This window comes from Corynebacterium drakensteinense, from assembly GCF_041224285.1.
GTDB lineage: Bacteria > Actinomycetota > Actinomycetes > Mycobacteriales > Mycobacteriaceae > Corynebacterium.
The window spans coordinates 76,027-94,092 of sequence record NZ_JAXOFP010000008.1; the positions used below are offsets into that span (position 1 = coordinate 76,027).

Genomic DNA, 18,066 nt, shown 5'->3' on the forward strand with positions numbered 1-18,066 from the left:
CGAATTTTTACTGTGGGTTAGGCTGGTATGTAATCTGCATGCAGTGCAGATAACACGACCGCCTAACCCTTTTTGTATGCCCAAACCATGCAAGAAGACCAGCACCGCTGAAAGACTGAATAGAGAAGAGAGTGCAACATGAGTGCAGGAACAGTGGGCTTTGCGCTGATCTTGCTGGTAGCAATCATGCTCGCCGGTAAATACCTTCGCGTGAAGCTGAAATTCTTACAAAAACTACTGCTGCCCAGCAGCATCATCGCCGGATTGTTGGCGCTGGTGGCTGGTGAGCAAGTCGTCGGCAGGCTCGCTGACGTTATCAATTGGGATTGGCTTGCCGACGGCGGCCTGTTCACCGAAGACATCTACACCGTCTGGTCCAGCCTTCCCGGACTATTGATTTCCGTCGTCTTCGCGACGCTGTTTTTAGGCTCAAAGATTCCGAAGCCGGGCCGCGTCCTCAAACTCGCAGGTCCACAGCTGTCAATCGGTGTGGCTTATGGCTCCGGCCAGTATGTCGTCGGTTTATTGCTTGCGGTGCTGATTCTGGCGCCGCTGTTCAATGTGGATGAGAAATTCGGCGCACTGATCGAGATCGCCTTCGAAGGTGGCCACGGCACCGCGGCCGGCATGCAGCCAGCTTTCGAAGACGTCGGAATGCCAGAAGCAACCGACTTGGCACTGGCGATGGCTACCGTCGGCTTGGTTGCCGGCATCATCGTCGGCATGGGCTTTTTGAACTGGGCCGTGCGCAAGGGCAAAACGGAAGTAATCAAAAACGTCAACGAGCAGTCCGAATCCGAGCTGCAAGGTCTCTACACCTCCGAAGAGCAGGTTTCTGCTGGTCGCCAGACCGCTCGCCCCAACTCGATCGAGCCGTTGACGCTGCACATGGCTGTCGTCGGTGTCGCGATCATCATCGGTTGGTTGCTGCTTGAGCTCATTACCTGGATCGAAAACCTGCTGTGGGGACAGCCAGATTCGCTGTTCGTCTCTGAGGGTGAGGGAACCACTCTGCTGGGCTATATCCCATTGTTCCCGCTGGCGATGATCGGCGGCGTGATCGTTCAGATCTTCCTGGACAAGACCGGACGCACCGACCTCGTAGACCACGAGATGATGAAGCGCATCCAGGGCTTGGGCTTGGACCTACTGATCGCAGCAGCTTTGGCAACGATCTCGCTGACCGTTATTGCCGATTACTGGCAGGCATTCGTTTTGCTGTCCATCGCGGGCATTGCTTTCAACGTGATCATCCTGTGGTTCTTCACGCCACGAGTGATTCCAGAATTCTGGGTAGAACGTGGTGTTGGAGACTTCGGACAATCCATGGGTGTTACCGCAACTGGTCTGGCCCTGTTGCGCGTGGCTGACCCGGACGAAAAGTCACCCGCACTGGAAGCCTTCGGCTATAAGCAGCTGGCGTTCGAGCCGTTCTTCGGCGGTGGCCTCGTCACCGCGCTGTGTATCCCGGTGATGTTTGCCGTGGGCAACGTTTACGTCATTCTGGTTCCGATGGCCATCATCTTCGTCATCGCCCTGGTCTCCGGCATCGTGTACAAAAACGGTGTCGCCAAAGGCAAGTGGTCTGACCCTGCGGTCGAAGAGCTGCAGAACCAGAAAGCTTAGCAATCGTCGGAAAGCTTAGCGCTTGCCGACATAAACATGAATAGACAGACATGAATAAAGCGCCTGCAGATCAAATGAACTGCAGGCGCATTAGTTTTAGTATTGTGCACCGGCCTCGTGCCGTGCACAAGACCTAAGCTGGAGCGCTCAGGCCATGGCTGGCGCGCGGGAGATTAGTTGTTGCTGCCCTTGATGTCGCCGGACGGAGCAGCCGAACCGCGTGCCTCGAGCTCTTCCAGCTGCGATTCCAACAAGGTGCGCAGACGAGTGCGGTACTCGCGCTCGTAGGTGCGCAGATCCTCAATGCGGGATTCCAAAGCGGTCTGCTGCTGCTTGACGGTGTTCATTACTTCGGTGTGCTTCTTCTCCGCATCCGCACGCAGCGACGCAGCCTTCTCGTTGGCCTGGCGCAGCTGTGCTTCCGCACGGGATTCAGCATCGGAGGTGGTCTGCGCGGCCTTCTTCTCCGCATCCTGGATCATCGTGCGCGAACGGGTCTCAGCGTCGTTCAACTGCTTGGACGACTTCTGCTCTGCATCGTCAACCAAACGCTTCGCCTCTGCCTGTGCATCAGACAGCTGCTTTTCCGAGCTGGAACGAGCATCGTCCAGCATCGCCTTCGATTCTGCTTGTGCATCTGCGGTGAGGCGGTCTGCCATCTCCTGTGCCAAGCCCAAAACCTTCGCCGCCTGCATGTGGGTGGCAGGGGTAGCCATACCGCTGGCATCAGCGGTTGCTTGTGCTGGAGCATCAGCAGCCGGTGCCGGCTTCTGCGCAGTGACACCCGCAGCCTTGCTGGAGTCAGACTCCGAGCGCTTCGCAGCAGCTTCTGCGGACTGACGTGCCTGTGCCAGTTCCTTCTTAGTGGCCTCGTGCTCGGCCTTCGCTTGGTTAGCCTCGCTCTGTGCCTGACCAGCAGCCTTGCGGGATTCGTTCAGCTTCTCGTCGTATTGTGCGCGGATTTCCTTTTCGATCTTCGAGCGCAGTTCAGACTCAATCTCGGAACGCAGTTTGGACTCATCCACCGCAGACGAAGCCTGCGAGGACGCCGCACCAGTAGCACTCGCGGAGGGCTTGGAGTCTGCTTCATCCAGAAGCGTGCGCAGCTCATCATTTTCATCCTGCAGCTGAGCAAGGGTGTCTTCGACTAAATCGAGGAACTGATCCACCTCGTCCTCGTTGTAGCCTCGCTTGCCAATGGGTGGCTTGTTAAACGCGACGTTGTGGACGTCTGCTGGTGAAAGTGGCATTGGCACTCCCCTTCTTACTCAAGTGACGGCCCCGCGAATGCGGACGAGACCTGTTAGTTACGAAAATCTCATGCGTTATATTAACGATATTAAATTTATCTGACTTGCAGGCTTCGATCAATCCTACGCCGCAGGTGGTAACGCCTGGCGCCGCTATAAAAGCACTGCTCGCACGACCATGCTAGCGACCATGAGCAGCAAGAACAGCACCAAAACCGACAAATCAAGCGCCACACCGTTGGTACGCAGCGGTGGAATCAAGCGACGCAACGCTTTGACTGGTGGGTCGGTCAGCATGAACAGCACTTCGGCGATCAAAATAAACCACCGCGGCGGTTGGAACGTCCGACCGAACGACTGAATCATCTCGATAATGATGCGCCCCACCAAGACCAGGGTGTACAGGCGAATGGCAACGAGAAGAATAACTCCGAGCATACTCACGACGGTCTAGTCTACCTGATCACTCGCGTGTTCTATATCGGCTGGCGCACACGGCAGCGCCGCTGGTTTAGCGCAAGCCAGCAGCCCGCTCCAGATCGATGTTGGTGACCTGTGCTTGCTCCGGGATAATCGCAAAAATCTTCCGGTCAGTCTCCAGCTTTGCCGTGATGTTTTTCATCTGTCCACGCAAGGCAAAGCAGAGTCCCGCAGAGAAATCGATGATGCGCTTAGCAACACCGCGTTCTGCGTCGGTGATCTCAAATACCACGATGTCACCGTCACGAAATGCTTCGCCCATCTTGCGGGCCTCGTCATAGCTCACCAGAGACAACGCGACAACGGATGGTTCTGCTGCGACAGCAGGTGCAGGCCTTACAGCAGCTTGGTAGTCGTCGTAACCGCGCGGGCGCGCAGCAGCAGGCTCGCGCAAAGAGTCGCGTTCATAGCCGTAGTCGCGGGCACCGGCAACTTCGCGGCGCGGTGGCACGTCGCGGTAAGCAGCTTCACGGGAGTCTTCCCGCGGCGATGCGTCCCGGTATCCGTCGCGACGGTCATAGTCCGCGGCTTCATCGTATTCGTAATAAGCGTCGTCTTCTGGGCCGTAGAAAAATTCTTTGGCGAAGCGCATGATCGACATTGGCTTTCCCCTTGTTAATTAATAAACGTTGATGTTTGTGCGGTGACTAAATCTTCGGTGTGGTGTCTTTATGCCCTTGCGTCAGGTGGTTGCCGCATTCATTGCTTAAAAAGCTACTGGCCGCTTGCCCATGATGCCAGTACCGACACGCACGATGTCGCTACCTGCAGCGATGGCTTCATTCAGGTCAGCTGACATCCCCGCAGACAAGCGCAGGCGACGCCCAACCCGGGTTGCGAGATCATCGCACAAACCACGAGCAGCACGGAACACCGCAGCAGCATCTGCTTCCAGCGGTGGTACCACCATCACCCCAGCCAATTCGAGATGTTCTAGCTTGACGACGTGATCAGCCAACTCTGACAACTCGTCTGCGGGCAGACCACCACGGGAGGCATCTCCGTCGACAGACAATTGCAGAAAGACCGGGAGGACAAAATCGGCTGGACGTTGCTCACGTTCAATTGCCAAGCCCACGCCGCGGTCGAGTGCGTCGGCAAGCTTGGCTGAATCTACCGAATGCACACTGTAGGCCCAGCGCGCCACAGAATTAGCCTTTTTGGTCTGCACCTGGCCAATCATGTGGAAACGCACATCGGGCAGCTGTTCTGCCTTGCTCCGTGCTTCCTGTTCCCGATTCTCCGCGACGTCGGTTTCACCGAGGCCAGCCAACGCAGCAATTGCTTCGGCCGGGTGGAACTTGGTGACCGGTAGCAGCGTGATCTCTTCTGCATCGCGACCAGCTTCCTGTGCAGCCTGCGCGATGCGAGCTTTGGTCTGCGCGAGGTTGTCGTGCAGCCGCCGTTGGCGAGCTTCTGCGGTGTCGTTGTTTCCAACGTCGTTGTTGCCAGCGTCATCATTGCCAGACATCATCACTTCTCCCGTTAGTTCCGCGTCGCTTAAGCCTGCTGCCGTGCCGGTGACAGTTATTTACCCGTCAACCAAATCACCCCGGCTTGGCGTCCAGTGGTGCCTTCGCGTCGATACGAGAAAAATTCTTTGTTCGCAATGGTGCAACGCGGATCGGCTTCAATGGCGGTAATTCCCAGAGAAAGCAATTGGCGCACCAATCCGGCGCGGATATCCAGCCCGGCTGTACCCTGCTTCGTTCGTGCGCGTGAGCCAGGCAATCGTGCCTCCACATCTGCGGCCATCGCAGCGGGCACCTCATAATTGTCTCCGCTAGCAGCCGGGCCCAACAGCGCCTGCATATTGCCCGGCTCGGCGCCGATGTCACGCATTGTCTCAACGGTGCGCTCCACGATCCCGTTGCGTGCTCCCAATCGACCGGCATGCACAGCTGCGCACACGCCCGCTTGTGGGTCCGCCAATAACACCGGGACGCAGTCGGCAACGAGCACGCCCAACGCCAGATTCGGCACCGTGGTCACCAAAGCATCGGTCGTCGCCACCGGTTCGGAACTCAATTCGGTGACCACGCTGACGGTATTGGTGTGCAACTGTTCCATCCACTGGATTTCTTCTAAGCCCAGCACACGCGCTAAACGCAGCCGGTTCGCAGCCACAGCCGCGGCGTCGTCACCGACGTGGTCGGCCAGGTTAAACGAACCATAGGGCGGTTCGGAAACCCCGCCGTGACGCGTCGTAAAGACCATGCGCACCGGACGACTTTCCACCGGAGCGTTCGCGGAGTGGGCGTGAGAGTTGTTCATAGCGCCAGGATCAGTTGCATCCATAGAGTTGCCTTCGCCGGTTAGCGCATGAAGTCTGGAACGTCCAGATCATCATCTGGATCCACATCGCGCTGTGGCTGACGTGGTTCCGGTGCCTCGTGGAATCGTTCGGAGGAGGTAAACAGCCCGCCCGAGCGACTGGATTGCGGGCGTGGTTTTTCGCGATCACTAAACAGTGAGCCACGTTCTGGACGTGGCGCGCGCGGCTCGGAAGTCTGCGCGCGTTCTGCGCTATCAGCAGCTGGTCCACGCTGCGCCTGCGAACCGGTTTGCGCACTGACCTCCCGCACGGCAGCGTGCGAGCCGTATTCATCCTGGAGATTCGCTTCTGCATCGAAACCGGTGGCGATGATGGTCACGCGGACTTCATCACCCAGGTTGTCGTCGATGATGGTACCGAAGATGATGTTGGCATCTGGGTCCGCTTTTTCTTCGACCATGGTCGATGCCTGGTAAACCTCTTGCAGTCCCAGGTCAGAGCCGCCGGCGATCGAGAGCAGAACGCCCTTGGCACCTTCCATGGTGGATTCCAGCAGTGGAGAGTTAATAGCGTGTTCGGCAGCCGTCATCACCCGGTCATCGCCGCGGGCCGAACCCACACCCATCAGCGCAGAGCCGGCCTCAGCCATGACGGAGCGCACATCGGCGAAGTCGACGTTGATCATGCCCGGAATGGTGATCAAGTTGGTAATACCTTGCACACCGTTATGCAGAACCTCGTCGGCGGCGCGGAAGGCTTCCATCATGGACAGGTTGGCATCACCCAATTGCAGCAAGCGATCGTTCGGAATGACGATCAGGGTGTCGCACACTTCACGCAGTTCCGCGATTCCGGCCTCGGCCTGGCGGGAACGGCGTGCACCCTCGAACTTGAATGGACGAGTGACGACACCGACGGTCAGCGCACCCATCTTTCTGGCGATATTAGCCACGACAGGAGCAGCGCCGGTACCGGTACCACCGCCTTCTCCTGCGGTAACGAAAACCATGTCGGCACCGCGCAGGGTTTCTTCCAACTCAGACTTCGAATCCTCGGCAGAGCTGCGGCCTACCTCCGGGTTTGCGCCTGCGCCTAAGCCACGGGTTGCTTCCCGGCCGATGTCATGTTTGACGTCGGCATCCGAAAACAGCAATGCCTGCGAGTCCGTGTTGATAGCAACGAATTGGACCCCCTTGAGGCCCTCTTCGATCATGCGGTTGACGGCGTTCACGCCGCCGCCGCCAACGCCAACGACCTTGATGTCAGCAAGGTTATTGTTAGGTGAGGTCATAAGAGGTTTTCCGGCCTTTCAGGTTCTGCTTTTCGTCTTCGCGGGCATTGAAATATGGGCTGTTGTTCTCACTCGAGATCACTGAGACAGCTCAGCCGTGCAGCACAGACTGCACCAAATAATCTTTCGCGAGTTAGCTACGTGACTATCTTGAGTGACACTTCTGTAATTTTGTCGTATATTAGCACGCGTGTCGAACACCTAAACCTTTACTTTAGGGTACTGAACTGGGCTTTTCGACGAAAAACGGGGGCGATCACCCCCTGCGATCACCCCCGAAATACCGCTCGTCGCGCGCCCAAAAAGGGTCTGTTCTATTGAACCGTAACCAGGCTCGGGTTGGAAATATCCCAGTGCTGCCCCTCGCGATGAATGACATGCTCTAAGGCAGCGGATTTTTGCTCGTTGACATCATCCACGCCCCAGTAAATCGTGCGCCCATCATGCAAACGCAGCTCCATGGCATGTGACTGATTCACGTCCAACGCAGCGATCTCGCGCCGAATTTCGTTGGGTACCGTCGCGATGGCGGCGACCGCGGCATTGACCGCATCTTCATCATCGACTGCACCGATAATTTCCACCGCCTCTTCGGGCGGGGTATCAATCAAAAATGCATGGCCTTGGTGATCTATCAGGTGCGCACCGTCATCGTGTTCGATGTAGCCAACGACCTCTCGTTCGGTGACTGCAATGTCCACCGTCGACGGGAAATGACGCGAGACCGTCACACCACGGACCCACGACTGTTGCGCAATGCGGCGCGCTGCTCCCGAGGCATCGATGCGCAGCAAATTATCGCCTTCCGCCACGCCACTGTCTTCGATGACGTCTTCTACACTCACGCGCTCATTGCCCGTGACCTCGATAGAATTCACTCGCAGCACCGGAAAGATCCAGAAAACGGCACCCGCCACCGCCGCGATCACGATGACCGCAACGATGCTCAGAGTAATGGTTTTTTTCCGCACGGCTAGCGACCGGCCTCGTTAGTCTCGGCTACAGCATCATCATCGGCGCCGTCGGCACGCAAGTACTGCACAATCTCCGGAGCCAAGACGGTGACCGATCCCGCTCCCATGGTCAGGACGAGATCATGTGGTCCCGCCAGTGAAGCGACCGTGGCAGGAGCAGCCGACATATCGGGTTCATAGCGCACGGCGACGGATTCTTCCATCGCATTGGTGATTATCCGGGAAGTCAGGCCTTCGACCGGGGTTTCTCGGGCCCCAAAAATATCGAGCACCACGCAGGCGTCGGCAAGCGAAAGCGCTTGGGCGAATTCGCGGTAGAACTCTTTGGTGCGTGAGTACAAATGCGGCTGGAAACACGCGACAACTTTGCCGCCTTTCCCCTCGGCAAGCACCTGCTCGCGCGCTGCTGTCAACACTGCCATGACCTCGGTTGGGTGATGCGCATAATCGTCATAAACCTTGACCCCGGCAAACCGCCCGTCGGCAACCTCACCGTGGTATTCAAAGCGGCGCCGCACACCTGCGAAACTGGCCACGCCTTCCGCCAGCTTTTCTGCATCGACGCCAGCTGCCACGCCAGCTAAGACTGCCGCGACGGAATTCAACACCATGTGATAGCCCGGAATCTGCACGAGATAATCCACCGAGATCTCCCGGGGCTGCTCGGTCTGCTCGCCAGTAGTTGCACCAGAATTAGCCCCAGCAAGGCCACTTCCCTGCGGCAGCCGCAACTTCAGCCACACCCGTGTGCCCGATGCCAAGACCTCAGTGGCAGTAATTTCTGCCACCAACAGTTCTTCCACCTCAGCCGGGCGGGCATCCGAGGAAGTGCCGTAGCCCAATACCGTGATTCCGCGCTGGGCACACGCCACCGCGAGTTCCGCAGTGTGGGCGTCATCCAGACAGGCAACCAACACGCCGTCGTCGCTGAGCAACTCAGCAAAGTCCCGGAAAACCTGGAAATAATTGTCCGCGGTACCGAAATAATCCAGATGATCCGGCTCAATATTGGTTACCACCGCAATCGACGGACGATAGCGCAATAACGACGCATCGGATTCATCAGCCTCGGCGACGAAAACATCACCAGTGCCGTGGTGGGCATTGGTGCCGGCGCGGTTGAGCTGGCCACCAATCGCGAACGACGGATCCGTGCCCGCCGCCTGCAATGCGGTGACTGCCATCGACGTAGTCGAGGTTTTGCCATGGGTTCCGGCTATCAACAGCTGGGTATAGCCATCCATCAGCTCTGCGAGAAGATCGGAACGACGAATAACCGGAATACCATTGTCTGCTGCCGCTTGCAGCTCGGGATTGTCCTGCGGGATCGCCGCAAACGAGGTGACCACCACCGTCGGCAAGCCGCCGGCGAGTTCCAAGTTTTCGGCACGGTGACCAATCGCGATATCCGCCCCCATCGAACGCAGCGCACGAACCGGACGAGAATCTTTCACGTCGGAACCAGACACCGTCGCTTCACGCGAGAGCAAAATGCGAGCAACCCCGGACATACCGGCGCCCCCGATGCCCACAAGGTGGACACGGGAAAGATCGATTTGCGCTGCAGAGTCGGCTTGTACAGGGCTGTGTTCTGCAGTGCTGTTGTCCGCAGTACTGTTCGCTGCAGCGTCGTTGTCTGCAGTGTTGTTGTCTGCAGAGTTGTTTTCTGCCACGGGTGTCTCCTAGCTCATGGACTCGCGGGTGGATTGAGTAGTCGAATTATCAAATACGATCCGCTCAGCTAAGCGCCAAGCAGCATCACCTTGCCGGGACGCCGCCGCGGCGGTGCGCATCTGCTGGTAATTATCCTCATTGCCCAAAATGGCATCCACTGCCTCATACATAACATCGGGTGAGAATTTTGCATCATCAATTTTACGCGCAGCGCCTTCGGCCACCACGGACTCACAATTCAGGCCCTGCTCGCCGTTACCGTGCGGCAGAGGAACATAGATCGCCGGCAACCCGCACGCTGAGACTTCTGCGACCGTCATCGCACCAGAACGGCACACCACCAGATCGGCCACTGCCAGGGCTGCGGCCATGTCGTCGATATACGGCAGCGAGACATAATGGGCTTTTTCTTCCGGGGGATCGTTTTTCTTCCCATAGGCGTGCAACACTTGATAGCCGTCGGCGACCAGCCGGTCGATGCTGCCAGCGACCGCGGTGTTGATGGAGATTGCTCCCTGCGATCCGCCAGTAACCAAGATGGTTGGGCGGTCGTCGGCAAGACCAAACAATTCCCGGCCACGGGCGGCCTTTTCTCCACTTGGGTCTCCCCCAGCCAGCTGCGGGCGTACCGGAATACCAACGACATCGCCGGACATACCCGAGCTCTCGATCGCGTTGAAGCCAGTCCCGCCTAGGCGCACACCCATCTTATTAGCCATGCCCGCCAGCGCATTGGTTTCCAGCACGTAAAACGGGATCCCCAGGGTTTTTGCCGCCAGATAGGCCGATGCCGACACGTAACCACCGGTGCCGAAAACAGCATCGGCGCGGTTTTTCCGCAGAATTTTGCGCGCCTGCCGAATCGAGCGCAAGACTTTGAACGGCAAGGCAAAAAGCTCGCCGTTGATGCGCCGTGGCACGGGGACCGGAGTGATTAACTCGAGTGTGAACCCGCGGGCGGGAACGATGTCGCTTTCCAGTCCACGTGCAGTACCCAACGCTAAGACCTCGGCCTTATAGCGGGTACGCAACACTTCCCCGACCGCAAGCGCAGGCTCGATATGCCCGGCGGTGCCCCCTCCGGCGAGGACGACGGTTAGTGCCGAATCGTTCGTTGACGCCATGTTGCTGGACGTCCTTTCTGGTTCGGGTGCGAATGCGGAGTTGTTTCTGCGGTGCGGGAATGTGCCCCGCTGATTGGTCCCCGGCTGGTGTGCTGCGAACGTGAGCGAGCCGTGACCGCGGTACCGAAGCGCTGTTCGCTGCGACGGTGCTCTGGACGGGACTGCCCGGAGCGACGCGCCGGCTGTCGGCTACCTGCACGCCCACGACCACGCTGGCTTCCAGCGGCCGTGCGCGAGGAAGCCACTGCAACGGTAGGTTCTGGGATCATCAGCAAACGATCAAACAATGGGCGCCCATAGCTTTGCATATGCGAGACCGCTTCCGGTTCGTGCCGTGCCACTGACGCTAACAGCCCCATCGCGGCAAGCGTGACGACGGTGGAGGTACCGCCGGAAGAAATCAACGGCAGCTGCACACCAGTCATGGGCATCAGGCCGATGACGTAGGAAATATTATAAAACGCCTGCGAAACCACGGTTGCCGTCAAGGTGGCCGCCAACAGCGACTGGAACTGGTTTTGTGCGCGCATTGCAGTGCGCAAACCGAAGATACCGAGGATCACGAACATCCCCACAACCAGCACGCCGCCGAAAAGGCCAAGTTCTTCACCGATGATGGCGAAAACAAAGTCGTTTTTCGCTTCCGGCAGGTAGAACCATTTCGCGCGTGACTGGCCAATGCCCACGCCGGTCACGGAGCCGTCGGCAAGAGATAAAAAGCCCTGGTAAGTCTGGAAGGCGGAACCACGCGTATCAGTGAAGTTACCGGTAAACGCACCGAAGAACGTCGTAAAGCGATCACTGCGGTAGCCACCGCTTAAGAAGACGTACACCAAGCTGATCACCAGGCCACCGATGGCCAAAGCGATCACGCGCCAGTTGATCCCTGCAAAGAACAGAGCAAAGCCGACGACAACGGCGAAAGTCATCGCCACACCCAGGTTGCCTTCGGCAATCATCGAGCTGAAAAACACCACGGAGATGGCGATATACACCACGAATGGGTTCGTGAGTTTAACCTCACTCCACGAGCGCGGCGGGCGCTTGTTTGCCAGGCTAAGCGCACCGAACATCGCCACGGCAATGCGTGCAATCTCCGAAGGTTGCAGACGCAACGGCCCCAACACGATCCAGGACTGCGAACCAACCTCATTGCGGCCAACGCCAATCCCTGGGACGAATACCAGGACGGTCAATACCGCCGCAAGCGCAAGAAACCACGGAGTGATTTTTTTGACCGTACTAAAGGGGGTGCGCAACGCGGCCCAGAACGCTAGGAGGCCAAGGAGCACATAGGCAGTCTGGCGTGCAGCTTGTGCCCATACCGTGTTGCCTTCGATGACAGACCAGGTCATGGTCGCAGAAAACGCCATGACCACGCCGATTCCAACCAACACAAAAATGGAGATACGGAGCATCAAATAGTCCAAGCCTGGGTGACTGGGCATGTTGAGCTTCCAGTTACGCCAGGTGCGCCGACTGTTTTGCGGGGTCTGTGTGGCCATGGTTAACCAGAGTAGTCGGATGTGGCGTCAGCGAACAGATCGCCACGCTGGGCCATGCCAGAAAACATATCGAGAGACGCCGCCGCCGGTGCGAGCAAGACGGTATCGCCAGCGCGTGCGTGCCGGTGCGCTGCAGCGACGGCGTGGCGCATGCACTCCCGTGGCTCGTCGCTCGTAATAATTTCGACGGGCACCTGTGGCGCGCATGCACGGAGGGTCTCGGCAATAATCTGCTTGTCGACGCCCACCAGCACCGCCGCCCGCATGCGGTGAGCTTCCTCGCGCACCAGCTCTTCGACGCTGGCGCCTTTCAGCTGACCGCCTGCGATCCAGACGATGGATTCCAAGCCCGCCATCGCAGCCTGCGCGGCGTGCGGATTGGTGGCCTTCGAGTTGTCGATGTAGTCAGCCCCATCGATGGTTGCAACCACTGCCCCACGGTGGGCCGCCACGCGGTAGCGCTTAAGCCCGGCGGCAATCTCGGCGGGAGCGACACCGTAGTCATAGGCAGCCGCGGCTGCCGCTGCTGCATCAAGAATTCCGGCGGCCCCGGGAGGCTGCAGGCCTGCGGTCGGTGCTAGCTCAACATCGGATGCCGCATCGCCAACCACCAGCATGCCCGCGCGCACGCCAACTTGGCCGTCATGTGGCTCGTATTGGGTGAATCCGCGACAGTTGTTCTCCGCCGCAAGCCGCGCGGCCTCGGCGTCGTCAAGCCCCACTACTTGTTTTGGCGCGCGCAATACCGCGGCCTTATCACGGGCATAAGCAGCAAAACTACCGTGCCAATCGATGTGATCGGCAGCGATATTAAGCAATACACCGATATCCGGAGTCAACGTCGGTGCCCAATGCAATTGGAAACTCGATGCCTCCAGCACCACAATATCCACCCGTGGGCTCGCTGCGAGAGCGTCAAACACCGAAGCACCGATATTGCCGGTTGCCATCGCTCGCTTGCCGACGGCGGCTGCATGCACATCCATGATGGAGGCCAACATTCCCGTCGTGGTGGTTTTGCCGTTCGTTCCGGTGATCACGAGCCAATCACGGGACTCACCATAGACTCCGGCGCGGTCCAGGCGATACCCAAGTTCGACATCACCGATGACCTCGAGTCCGGCCTCGCTCGCTGCCACCAACAGCGGCGCGTGCGGCGGCCAGCCAGGGCTGGTAACCACAAGATCAAGGCAAGCGAATTCTGCGGCCCGAAAATCTACCTCGGCTGCGTGCACCGCGGTGATTCGAGCATCTGCTGCTTGCTGCTTGTCTGCCAAAGCTTGCGCAGCGGGAAGGTTATTATCCGCGATAACGACGTCGACGCCGAGCGCAGCAAGTGCCGCGACGCAACCAGCGCCGGAAACCCCGGCACCGGCAACGAGTACGCGCGAAAATTCTAAACGGGCAGCCGCGGCAGATTCCGTGGGACTCGCAGCGCCATGCTGCTTTGTGGGTGCATCGTGCGTCATCGATTTGTCTCCAGTCTGTGCTTGGTCCGTCGGGGCTGCAGCGAAGAATCAGACCGCTAGCCGGTTAGCAGCAGCCATTCGCCGTAGAACAGCGAGGTACCGAAAATTACCGCCATGGCAGAAAGCAGCCAGAAACGGATGACCACCGTGGTTTCTGCCCAGCCGCCGTTTTCGAAGTGATGGTGAATCGGCGCCATCCGGAAGAAGCGTTTTCCGCTGGTACGGAAGACCAGGATCTGGATGACCACCGAAGCCGCTTCGACGACGAAGATGGAACCGATGATGATCATCAGCAGTTCGGTGCGGGTGGTCACGGAAATACCGGCCACCAAACCACCGAGTGCGAGTGAGCCAGTATCGCCCATGAAGATTTTCGCCGGGGCGGCGTTCCACCACAAGAAGCCCAGGCTCGCGCCAAGCCCCGCAGAGGCCAGAATTGCGATATCCAGCGGGTCACGCACCTGGTAACACGCGGCGTCAACGGCCTGCGCGCACGAATTGCGGAACTGCCAGAACGTGATCAGCGTATAGCCTCCCATCACCAGCGCCGTGGAGCCGGCTGCCAGGCCGTCTAGGCCATCGGTGAAGTTCACGGCATTCGACCAGGCAGAGATCAAGATGTACATGAAGATGACAAAAATGATCGAGCCGATGATTGCCCCGCCAACGGCGATATCGAAGGTGTCGATATCGCGGAGGAATGACAAGTTGGTTGAGCCTGGTGTCAGGCCTTCGTCGTTAGGAAATTGCAGCACCAAGATCGCAAACGCGATTGCCAGCACGAGTTGGCCGACAAGTTTGCCGGTTTTGTTCAACCCCAGGTTCCGCGACTTGAATAATTTGATGCCGTCATCGGCGAACCCGACCGCGGCTAGCCCGAGCATCAGACCGAGTACCAGCAAACCTGATGCGGTAAACGAGCCGGCGTTGGTGAGCAAACCATATATATTTACCAGCACGTAGGCGACGGTGATGCCCAGAACGATCGCAATTCCACCCATGGTGGGTGTGCCCCGCTTCCGGATGTGCGAACGTGGCCCATCTTCCCGAATCTCTTGGCCCCGGCCTACGTTAGTGAAGTAGCGGATCAGCACCGGAGTCGTAAAAATTGCGACCAGGAAGCTGATAACGCCGGAGAGAATAATCTGAGTCACTGGTTACTATTCCTTATGCTTTGCTCAATGCTTTGCTCGATGCTTATATCTAGGCTCTGCCAGCTAGGCGGTGCCTGCAAGTTGCTCAGCGACCCGCCACAAACCCCACGCATTCGAGGCTTTCACTAAAACCACGTCGCGGTGTTGTGCCGAGCGGAGGATCTCTTCCACTGTACGCGTCCCACCATTCACATCTGCAACATGGCGAGTGTTTATGCCAGCCTGGCGCGCGCCGTCGACCAGTGCAGCAATATTGTCGGTCTCGCCGACGGCCACCAGCGTATCGACGGAATATGCAGCCAGCTGCGTGCCCAAATCGTGGTGCACCTCGCGGGCGTTATCACCCAGCTCGCTCATTTCACCGAGCACAGCGATTGCTTGCGCTGGATGCGCGGCTGCCGAGGCTAGCGCTGCTAGGCCTGCGTGCATCGATTCTGGGTTCGCGTTATAGGCATCGTTGATGATGGTGACGTTGTCAGGGCGTTCACGCACGTCCATCCGGTGTGCTGATACCGCAACATAGTCGTTGAGCGCCACGGCGATCTGCTCGAGTGGCACCCCCGCTTCTGCGCTCACGGCAGCTGCCGCCAAAGCGTTGCTGACCTGGTGATTACCCATTACTTGCAGGCGGATTTCGACCGGTTCCGCGTGCGGGCTATTCAGCTGGAAGCGCGCCCGGGCACATTCGTCCAGTCGGAGTTCACTGGCGTAATAATCCGCGGTCGCATCGCCTGCGGCGCTGAAAGTCACGACTTTTCCGCGTGTGCGCGAAGCCATGTTTGCCACCGCGGGATCATCAGCATTAAGCACGGCGACCCCACCTTCCGCAGCGGGAGGTACAGCTTCAATCAGTTCGCCCTTAGCCTGCGCGATGGTGTCTTTCGAGCCAAACTCACCCAAGTGCGCGCTGCCGACGTTGAGCACCACTCCGATTCGCGGCGGGGCAATGTCTGCCAATTGTGCGATGTGGCCTACCCCGCGCGCCGAAAGTTCGGCGACGAGAAATTCTGTATCTGCCTGACAACGCAACGCGGTATAGGGGTGGCCAATTTCGTTGTTGAATGAGCCTGGCGGAGCGATCGTCGGCCCGGACGTCGACAAGATCGCCGCGAGCATGTCTTTGGTGGACGTTTTCCCGGCAGAACCAGTCACGCCCACCACGCTCAAACTACCCGTATCGGTTAATTCGGTCACCACGACGCGGGCGAGCTGCGCCAGAGCGCGCAACAAAGCGCGCATCGAACCATCGCTGTCGTGTGTGAAAACATAGGCTTGCGAGGCACTGTTAGATGCACTGGTAGCGGAATCGGTATCGATACGCGGCACAATGATCGCCGGGCTGCCGACCGGGCGTGCGGCCAGTGTCACCACTGCCCCAGCTTCGTGCGCAATGCCTGCAAAATCATGGCCGTCGACTTTGGCACCGGGCAGTGCCAGAAACAGCCCGCCGGGAACGATTTTGCGAGAGTCAAATTCGACCGGCCCAGTAACCACCGCCTGCGGGTCGGTCACGTTATCCAACCGGCCGCCAACGATGTCTGCAATTCGCGCAATAGTTAATGGGATCATCGTTTCGCCTCTGTTTCGCCTGCATCGTCTGTTTCACCTGCATCATCTGCACGTCCATTACCGCCGTTGCCACTAACGGCACTATCGCCAGCGGCGCTATATCCAGCCGCCTCCAGGGCTGCGGCCAGGACCGTGCGGTCATCAAATTCGTGCACGGTATCGCCCACAATCTGGCCGGTTTCATGACCTTTTCCAGCCACCACGATCGCATCACCAGGCTGTGCCCAGTCCACCAACAATTCGATGGCGCGCGCACGATCGCCTTCTTCGACCACATGCTCTGCAGGTGCGCGCCCTGCTACCTGCAGCGCTTCGCGTGCACCGGCCATGATCGCCGCGCGAATCGGGGCAGGGTCTTCCGTTCGTGGGTTGTCATCAGTGACCACGACGTAGTCTGCTTGCTGGGCGGCAATGCGCCCCATGATCTCGCGTTTCGACGAGTCCCGATCGCCACCACAGCCAACTACCACGCCGACGCGTCCGGTCACTTGACCACGCAAGGTGGCTAGTACGGCTTCCAGCGCCCCAGGTTTGTGCGCATAGTCTACGACTGCGACGAAGTCCTGGCCTGCTGCCAGAGATTCCATACGCCCCGGCACCGCGACGTTTTCGACGCCGTGCAAAAACGCAGACATGCCGGCGTCGGCAAGTTTGGCCAAGGCACACGCCAGCGCGGCATTGGCGACGTTGAAGCTGCCCGGCAACGGGAGATCCAGTTCGACGGTCTCGTCGGCCAGGCGCAGCTGTACCTTTTGCGTGCCACTGGCTGCGAGATCAGCGGCGAGCACCGCGACGTCTGCACGGGGTGCACCAGCCGCACCATCTGCACTAGCGGCACTGTGCTCTGTGAGGTTCGTCTGCACCCGCCAGCATGATGCGGCGTGTTGCTCGGCGATCTGCGCCATTTGTTGCCCCCAGTGCTCGTCTGTGACGATGGCAGCTTTCTGCGCTGCCTGCGCACCACTGAACAACCGGGCCTTGGCCTGAAAGTAGTCTTCCATCGTGGGGTGAAAATCCAGGTGATCCTGGGAAAGATTGCTAAAGCCAGCAACAGCGAAGGTGGTGCCAGCTACCCGGCCGAGCTCCAGCGCATGGGAAGAAACTTCCATGACGACGTGGGTTACGCCTTGTTCCAGCATCATGGCGAACAACCGCTGCAACTTCGGGGCTTCGGGTGTGGTCAGGCTCGTGGGGACTTTGCTCCCGTTGATGCGCGTGCCGGTCGTGCCGATGATTCCGACTTTCGCCCCGGCTGCGCGCAAACCAGCTTCGAGAATATAGCTGGTCGTCGTCTTGCCTGACGTTCCGGTGATGCCGATGACCGTCATTTTCTCGGAAGGGTGCCCGTAAATTTCCGCGGCGATGTGACCAAGTACTGCGCGCACGTTCTCGACGACCCACACTGGGCGGTTTTCGTCGCGGGTTTGCAGAATCTCCGCACCGGCAGCATCCGTCAAGATGGCTGCGGCTGCCGTATCGGCCGCATATTCCGCTCCATGAGTGCGCGTGCCCGGAAGCGCTGCAAAAATTTCGCGGGGAGCAATCTTCGTCGAGTCCAGCCCAATGCCAAGGACTGTGTGCTCAGCGCCAGTTGCTGATGCCTGCGTGCCGTCGGCAAGCCTGCCACCGAATTTTTCGATTAATGCTGCCAAAGTCGTGCTCATGGAATACTCCT

General features: G+C 58.8%; 15 protein-coding genes. 1 reads left to right on the plus strand and 14 read right to left on the minus strand.

Annotated elements, in window-relative coordinates; translation table 11 throughout:
• Positions 1 to 138: 138 nt before the first annotated feature.
• Entirely contained in the window at positions 139 to 1,626 is a 1,488-nt protein-coding gene (locus tag U1140_RS06225) for a sodium/glutamate symporter (RefSeq protein WP_369846673.1), read from the plus strand.
• A gap of 173 nt (positions 1,627 to 1,799) precedes the next feature.
• On the opposite strand, the gene U1140_RS06230 is transcribed toward U1140_RS06225, so the two are convergent.
• The 14 genes from U1140_RS06230 to U1140_RS06295 all read right to left on the minus strand — a co-directional run bounded on the left by U1140_RS06230 (position 1,800) and on the right by U1140_RS06295 (position 18,055).
• Positions 1,800 to 2,876 (minus strand): DivIVA domain-containing protein, encoded by a 1,077-nt coding sequence (locus tag U1140_RS06230; RefSeq protein ID WP_369846674.1) that lies wholly within the window; start codon positions 2,874 to 2,876, stop codon positions 1,800 to 1,802.
• A 153-nt stretch (positions 2,877 to 3,029) separates the two neighbouring features.
• Positions 3,030 to 3,320 carry a YggT family protein gene (locus tag U1140_RS06235; protein ID WP_369846675.1) on the minus strand — a complete coding sequence of 97 codons (291 nt, stop codon included), beginning with the start codon at positions 3,318 to 3,320 and terminating at the stop codon, positions 3,030 to 3,032.
• A 67-nt stretch (positions 3,321 to 3,387) separates the two neighbouring features.
• Positions 3,388 to 3,957 carry a cell division protein SepF gene (locus U1140_RS06240; protein ID WP_369846676.1) on the minus strand — a complete coding sequence of 190 codons (570 nt, stop codon included), beginning with the start codon at positions 3,955 to 3,957 and terminating at the stop codon, positions 3,388 to 3,390.
• Positions 3,958 to 4,062: 105 nt separating this feature from the next.
• Positions 4,063 to 4,827 (minus strand): YggS family pyridoxal phosphate-dependent enzyme, encoded by a 765-nt coding sequence (locus U1140_RS06245; RefSeq protein ID WP_369846710.1) that lies wholly within the window; start codon positions 4,825 to 4,827, stop codon positions 4,063 to 4,065.
• A 56-nt stretch (positions 4,828 to 4,883) separates the two neighbouring features.
• Complete coding sequence (gene pgeF / locus U1140_RS06250; protein WP_369846711.1) at positions 4,884 to 5,573, minus strand: peptidoglycan editing factor PgeF; 690 nt, start codon at positions 5,571 to 5,573, stop codon at positions 4,884 to 4,886.
• Positions 5,574 to 5,671: 98 nt separating this feature from the next.
• Positions 5,672 to 6,922: a cell division protein FtsZ gene (gene ftsZ, locus U1140_RS06255; RefSeq protein ID WP_369846677.1), complete on the minus strand. Its 1,251-nt coding sequence runs from the start codon at positions 6,920 to 6,922 to the stop codon at positions 5,672 to 5,674.
• Positions 6,923 to 7,236: 314 nt separating this feature from the next.
• The gene (locus U1140_RS06260; RefSeq protein ID WP_369846678.1) at positions 7,237 to 7,893 is read right to left on the minus strand and encodes a cell division protein FtsQ/DivIB; all 657 of its coding nucleotides are present in this window, start codon (positions 7,891 to 7,893) and stop codon (positions 7,237 to 7,239) included.
• Between the two features lie 2 nt (positions 7,894 to 7,895).
• On the minus strand, positions 7,896 to 9,407 hold the full coding sequence (gene murC, locus U1140_RS06265) for a UDP-N-acetylmuramate--L-alanine ligase (RefSeq protein WP_369846712.1): 1,512 nt from the start codon (positions 9,405 to 9,407) through the stop codon (positions 7,896 to 7,898).
• 171 nt (positions 9,408 to 9,578) lie between these two features.
• The gene (murG, locus tag U1140_RS06270; RefSeq protein WP_369846679.1) at positions 9,579 to 10,694 is read right to left on the minus strand and encodes an undecaprenyldiphospho-muramoylpentapeptide beta-N-acetylglucosaminyltransferase; all 1,116 of its coding nucleotides are present in this window, start codon (positions 10,692 to 10,694) and stop codon (positions 9,579 to 9,581) included.
• Positions 10,667 to 12,199, minus strand: a complete 1,533-nt coding sequence (locus U1140_RS06275; protein ID WP_369846680.1) for an FtsW/RodA/SpoVE family cell cycle protein — start codon at positions 12,197 to 12,199, stop codon at positions 10,667 to 10,669. Before U1140_RS06275 ends, murG begins: the two co-directional genes overlap by 28 nt.
• A gap of 2 nt (positions 12,200 to 12,201) precedes the next feature.
• Positions 12,202 to 13,668 (minus strand): UDP-N-acetylmuramoyl-L-alanine--D-glutamate ligase, encoded by a 1,467-nt coding sequence (murD, locus tag U1140_RS06280; RefSeq protein WP_369846681.1) that lies wholly within the window; start codon positions 13,666 to 13,668, stop codon positions 12,202 to 12,204.
• A 56-nt stretch (positions 13,669 to 13,724) separates the two neighbouring features.
• The gene (gene mraY / locus U1140_RS06285) at positions 13,725 to 14,822 is read right to left on the minus strand and encodes a phospho-N-acetylmuramoyl-pentapeptide-transferase (protein WP_369846682.1); all 1,098 of its coding nucleotides are present in this window, start codon (positions 14,820 to 14,822) and stop codon (positions 13,725 to 13,727) included.
• A gap of 63 nt (positions 14,823 to 14,885) precedes the next feature.
• Positions 14,886 to 16,391: a UDP-N-acetylmuramoyl-tripeptide--D-alanyl-D-alanine ligase gene (locus U1140_RS06290; RefSeq protein WP_369846683.1), complete on the minus strand. Its 1,506-nt coding sequence runs from the start codon at positions 16,389 to 16,391 to the stop codon at positions 14,886 to 14,888.
• Entirely contained in the window at positions 16,388 to 18,055 is a 1,668-nt protein-coding gene (locus U1140_RS06295; protein ID WP_369846684.1) for a UDP-N-acetylmuramoyl-L-alanyl-D-glutamate--2,6-diaminopimelate ligase, read from the minus strand. The genes U1140_RS06290 and U1140_RS06295 overlap by 4 nt, the downstream gene beginning before the upstream one ends.
• Positions 18,056 to 18,066: the final 11 nt, after the last annotated feature.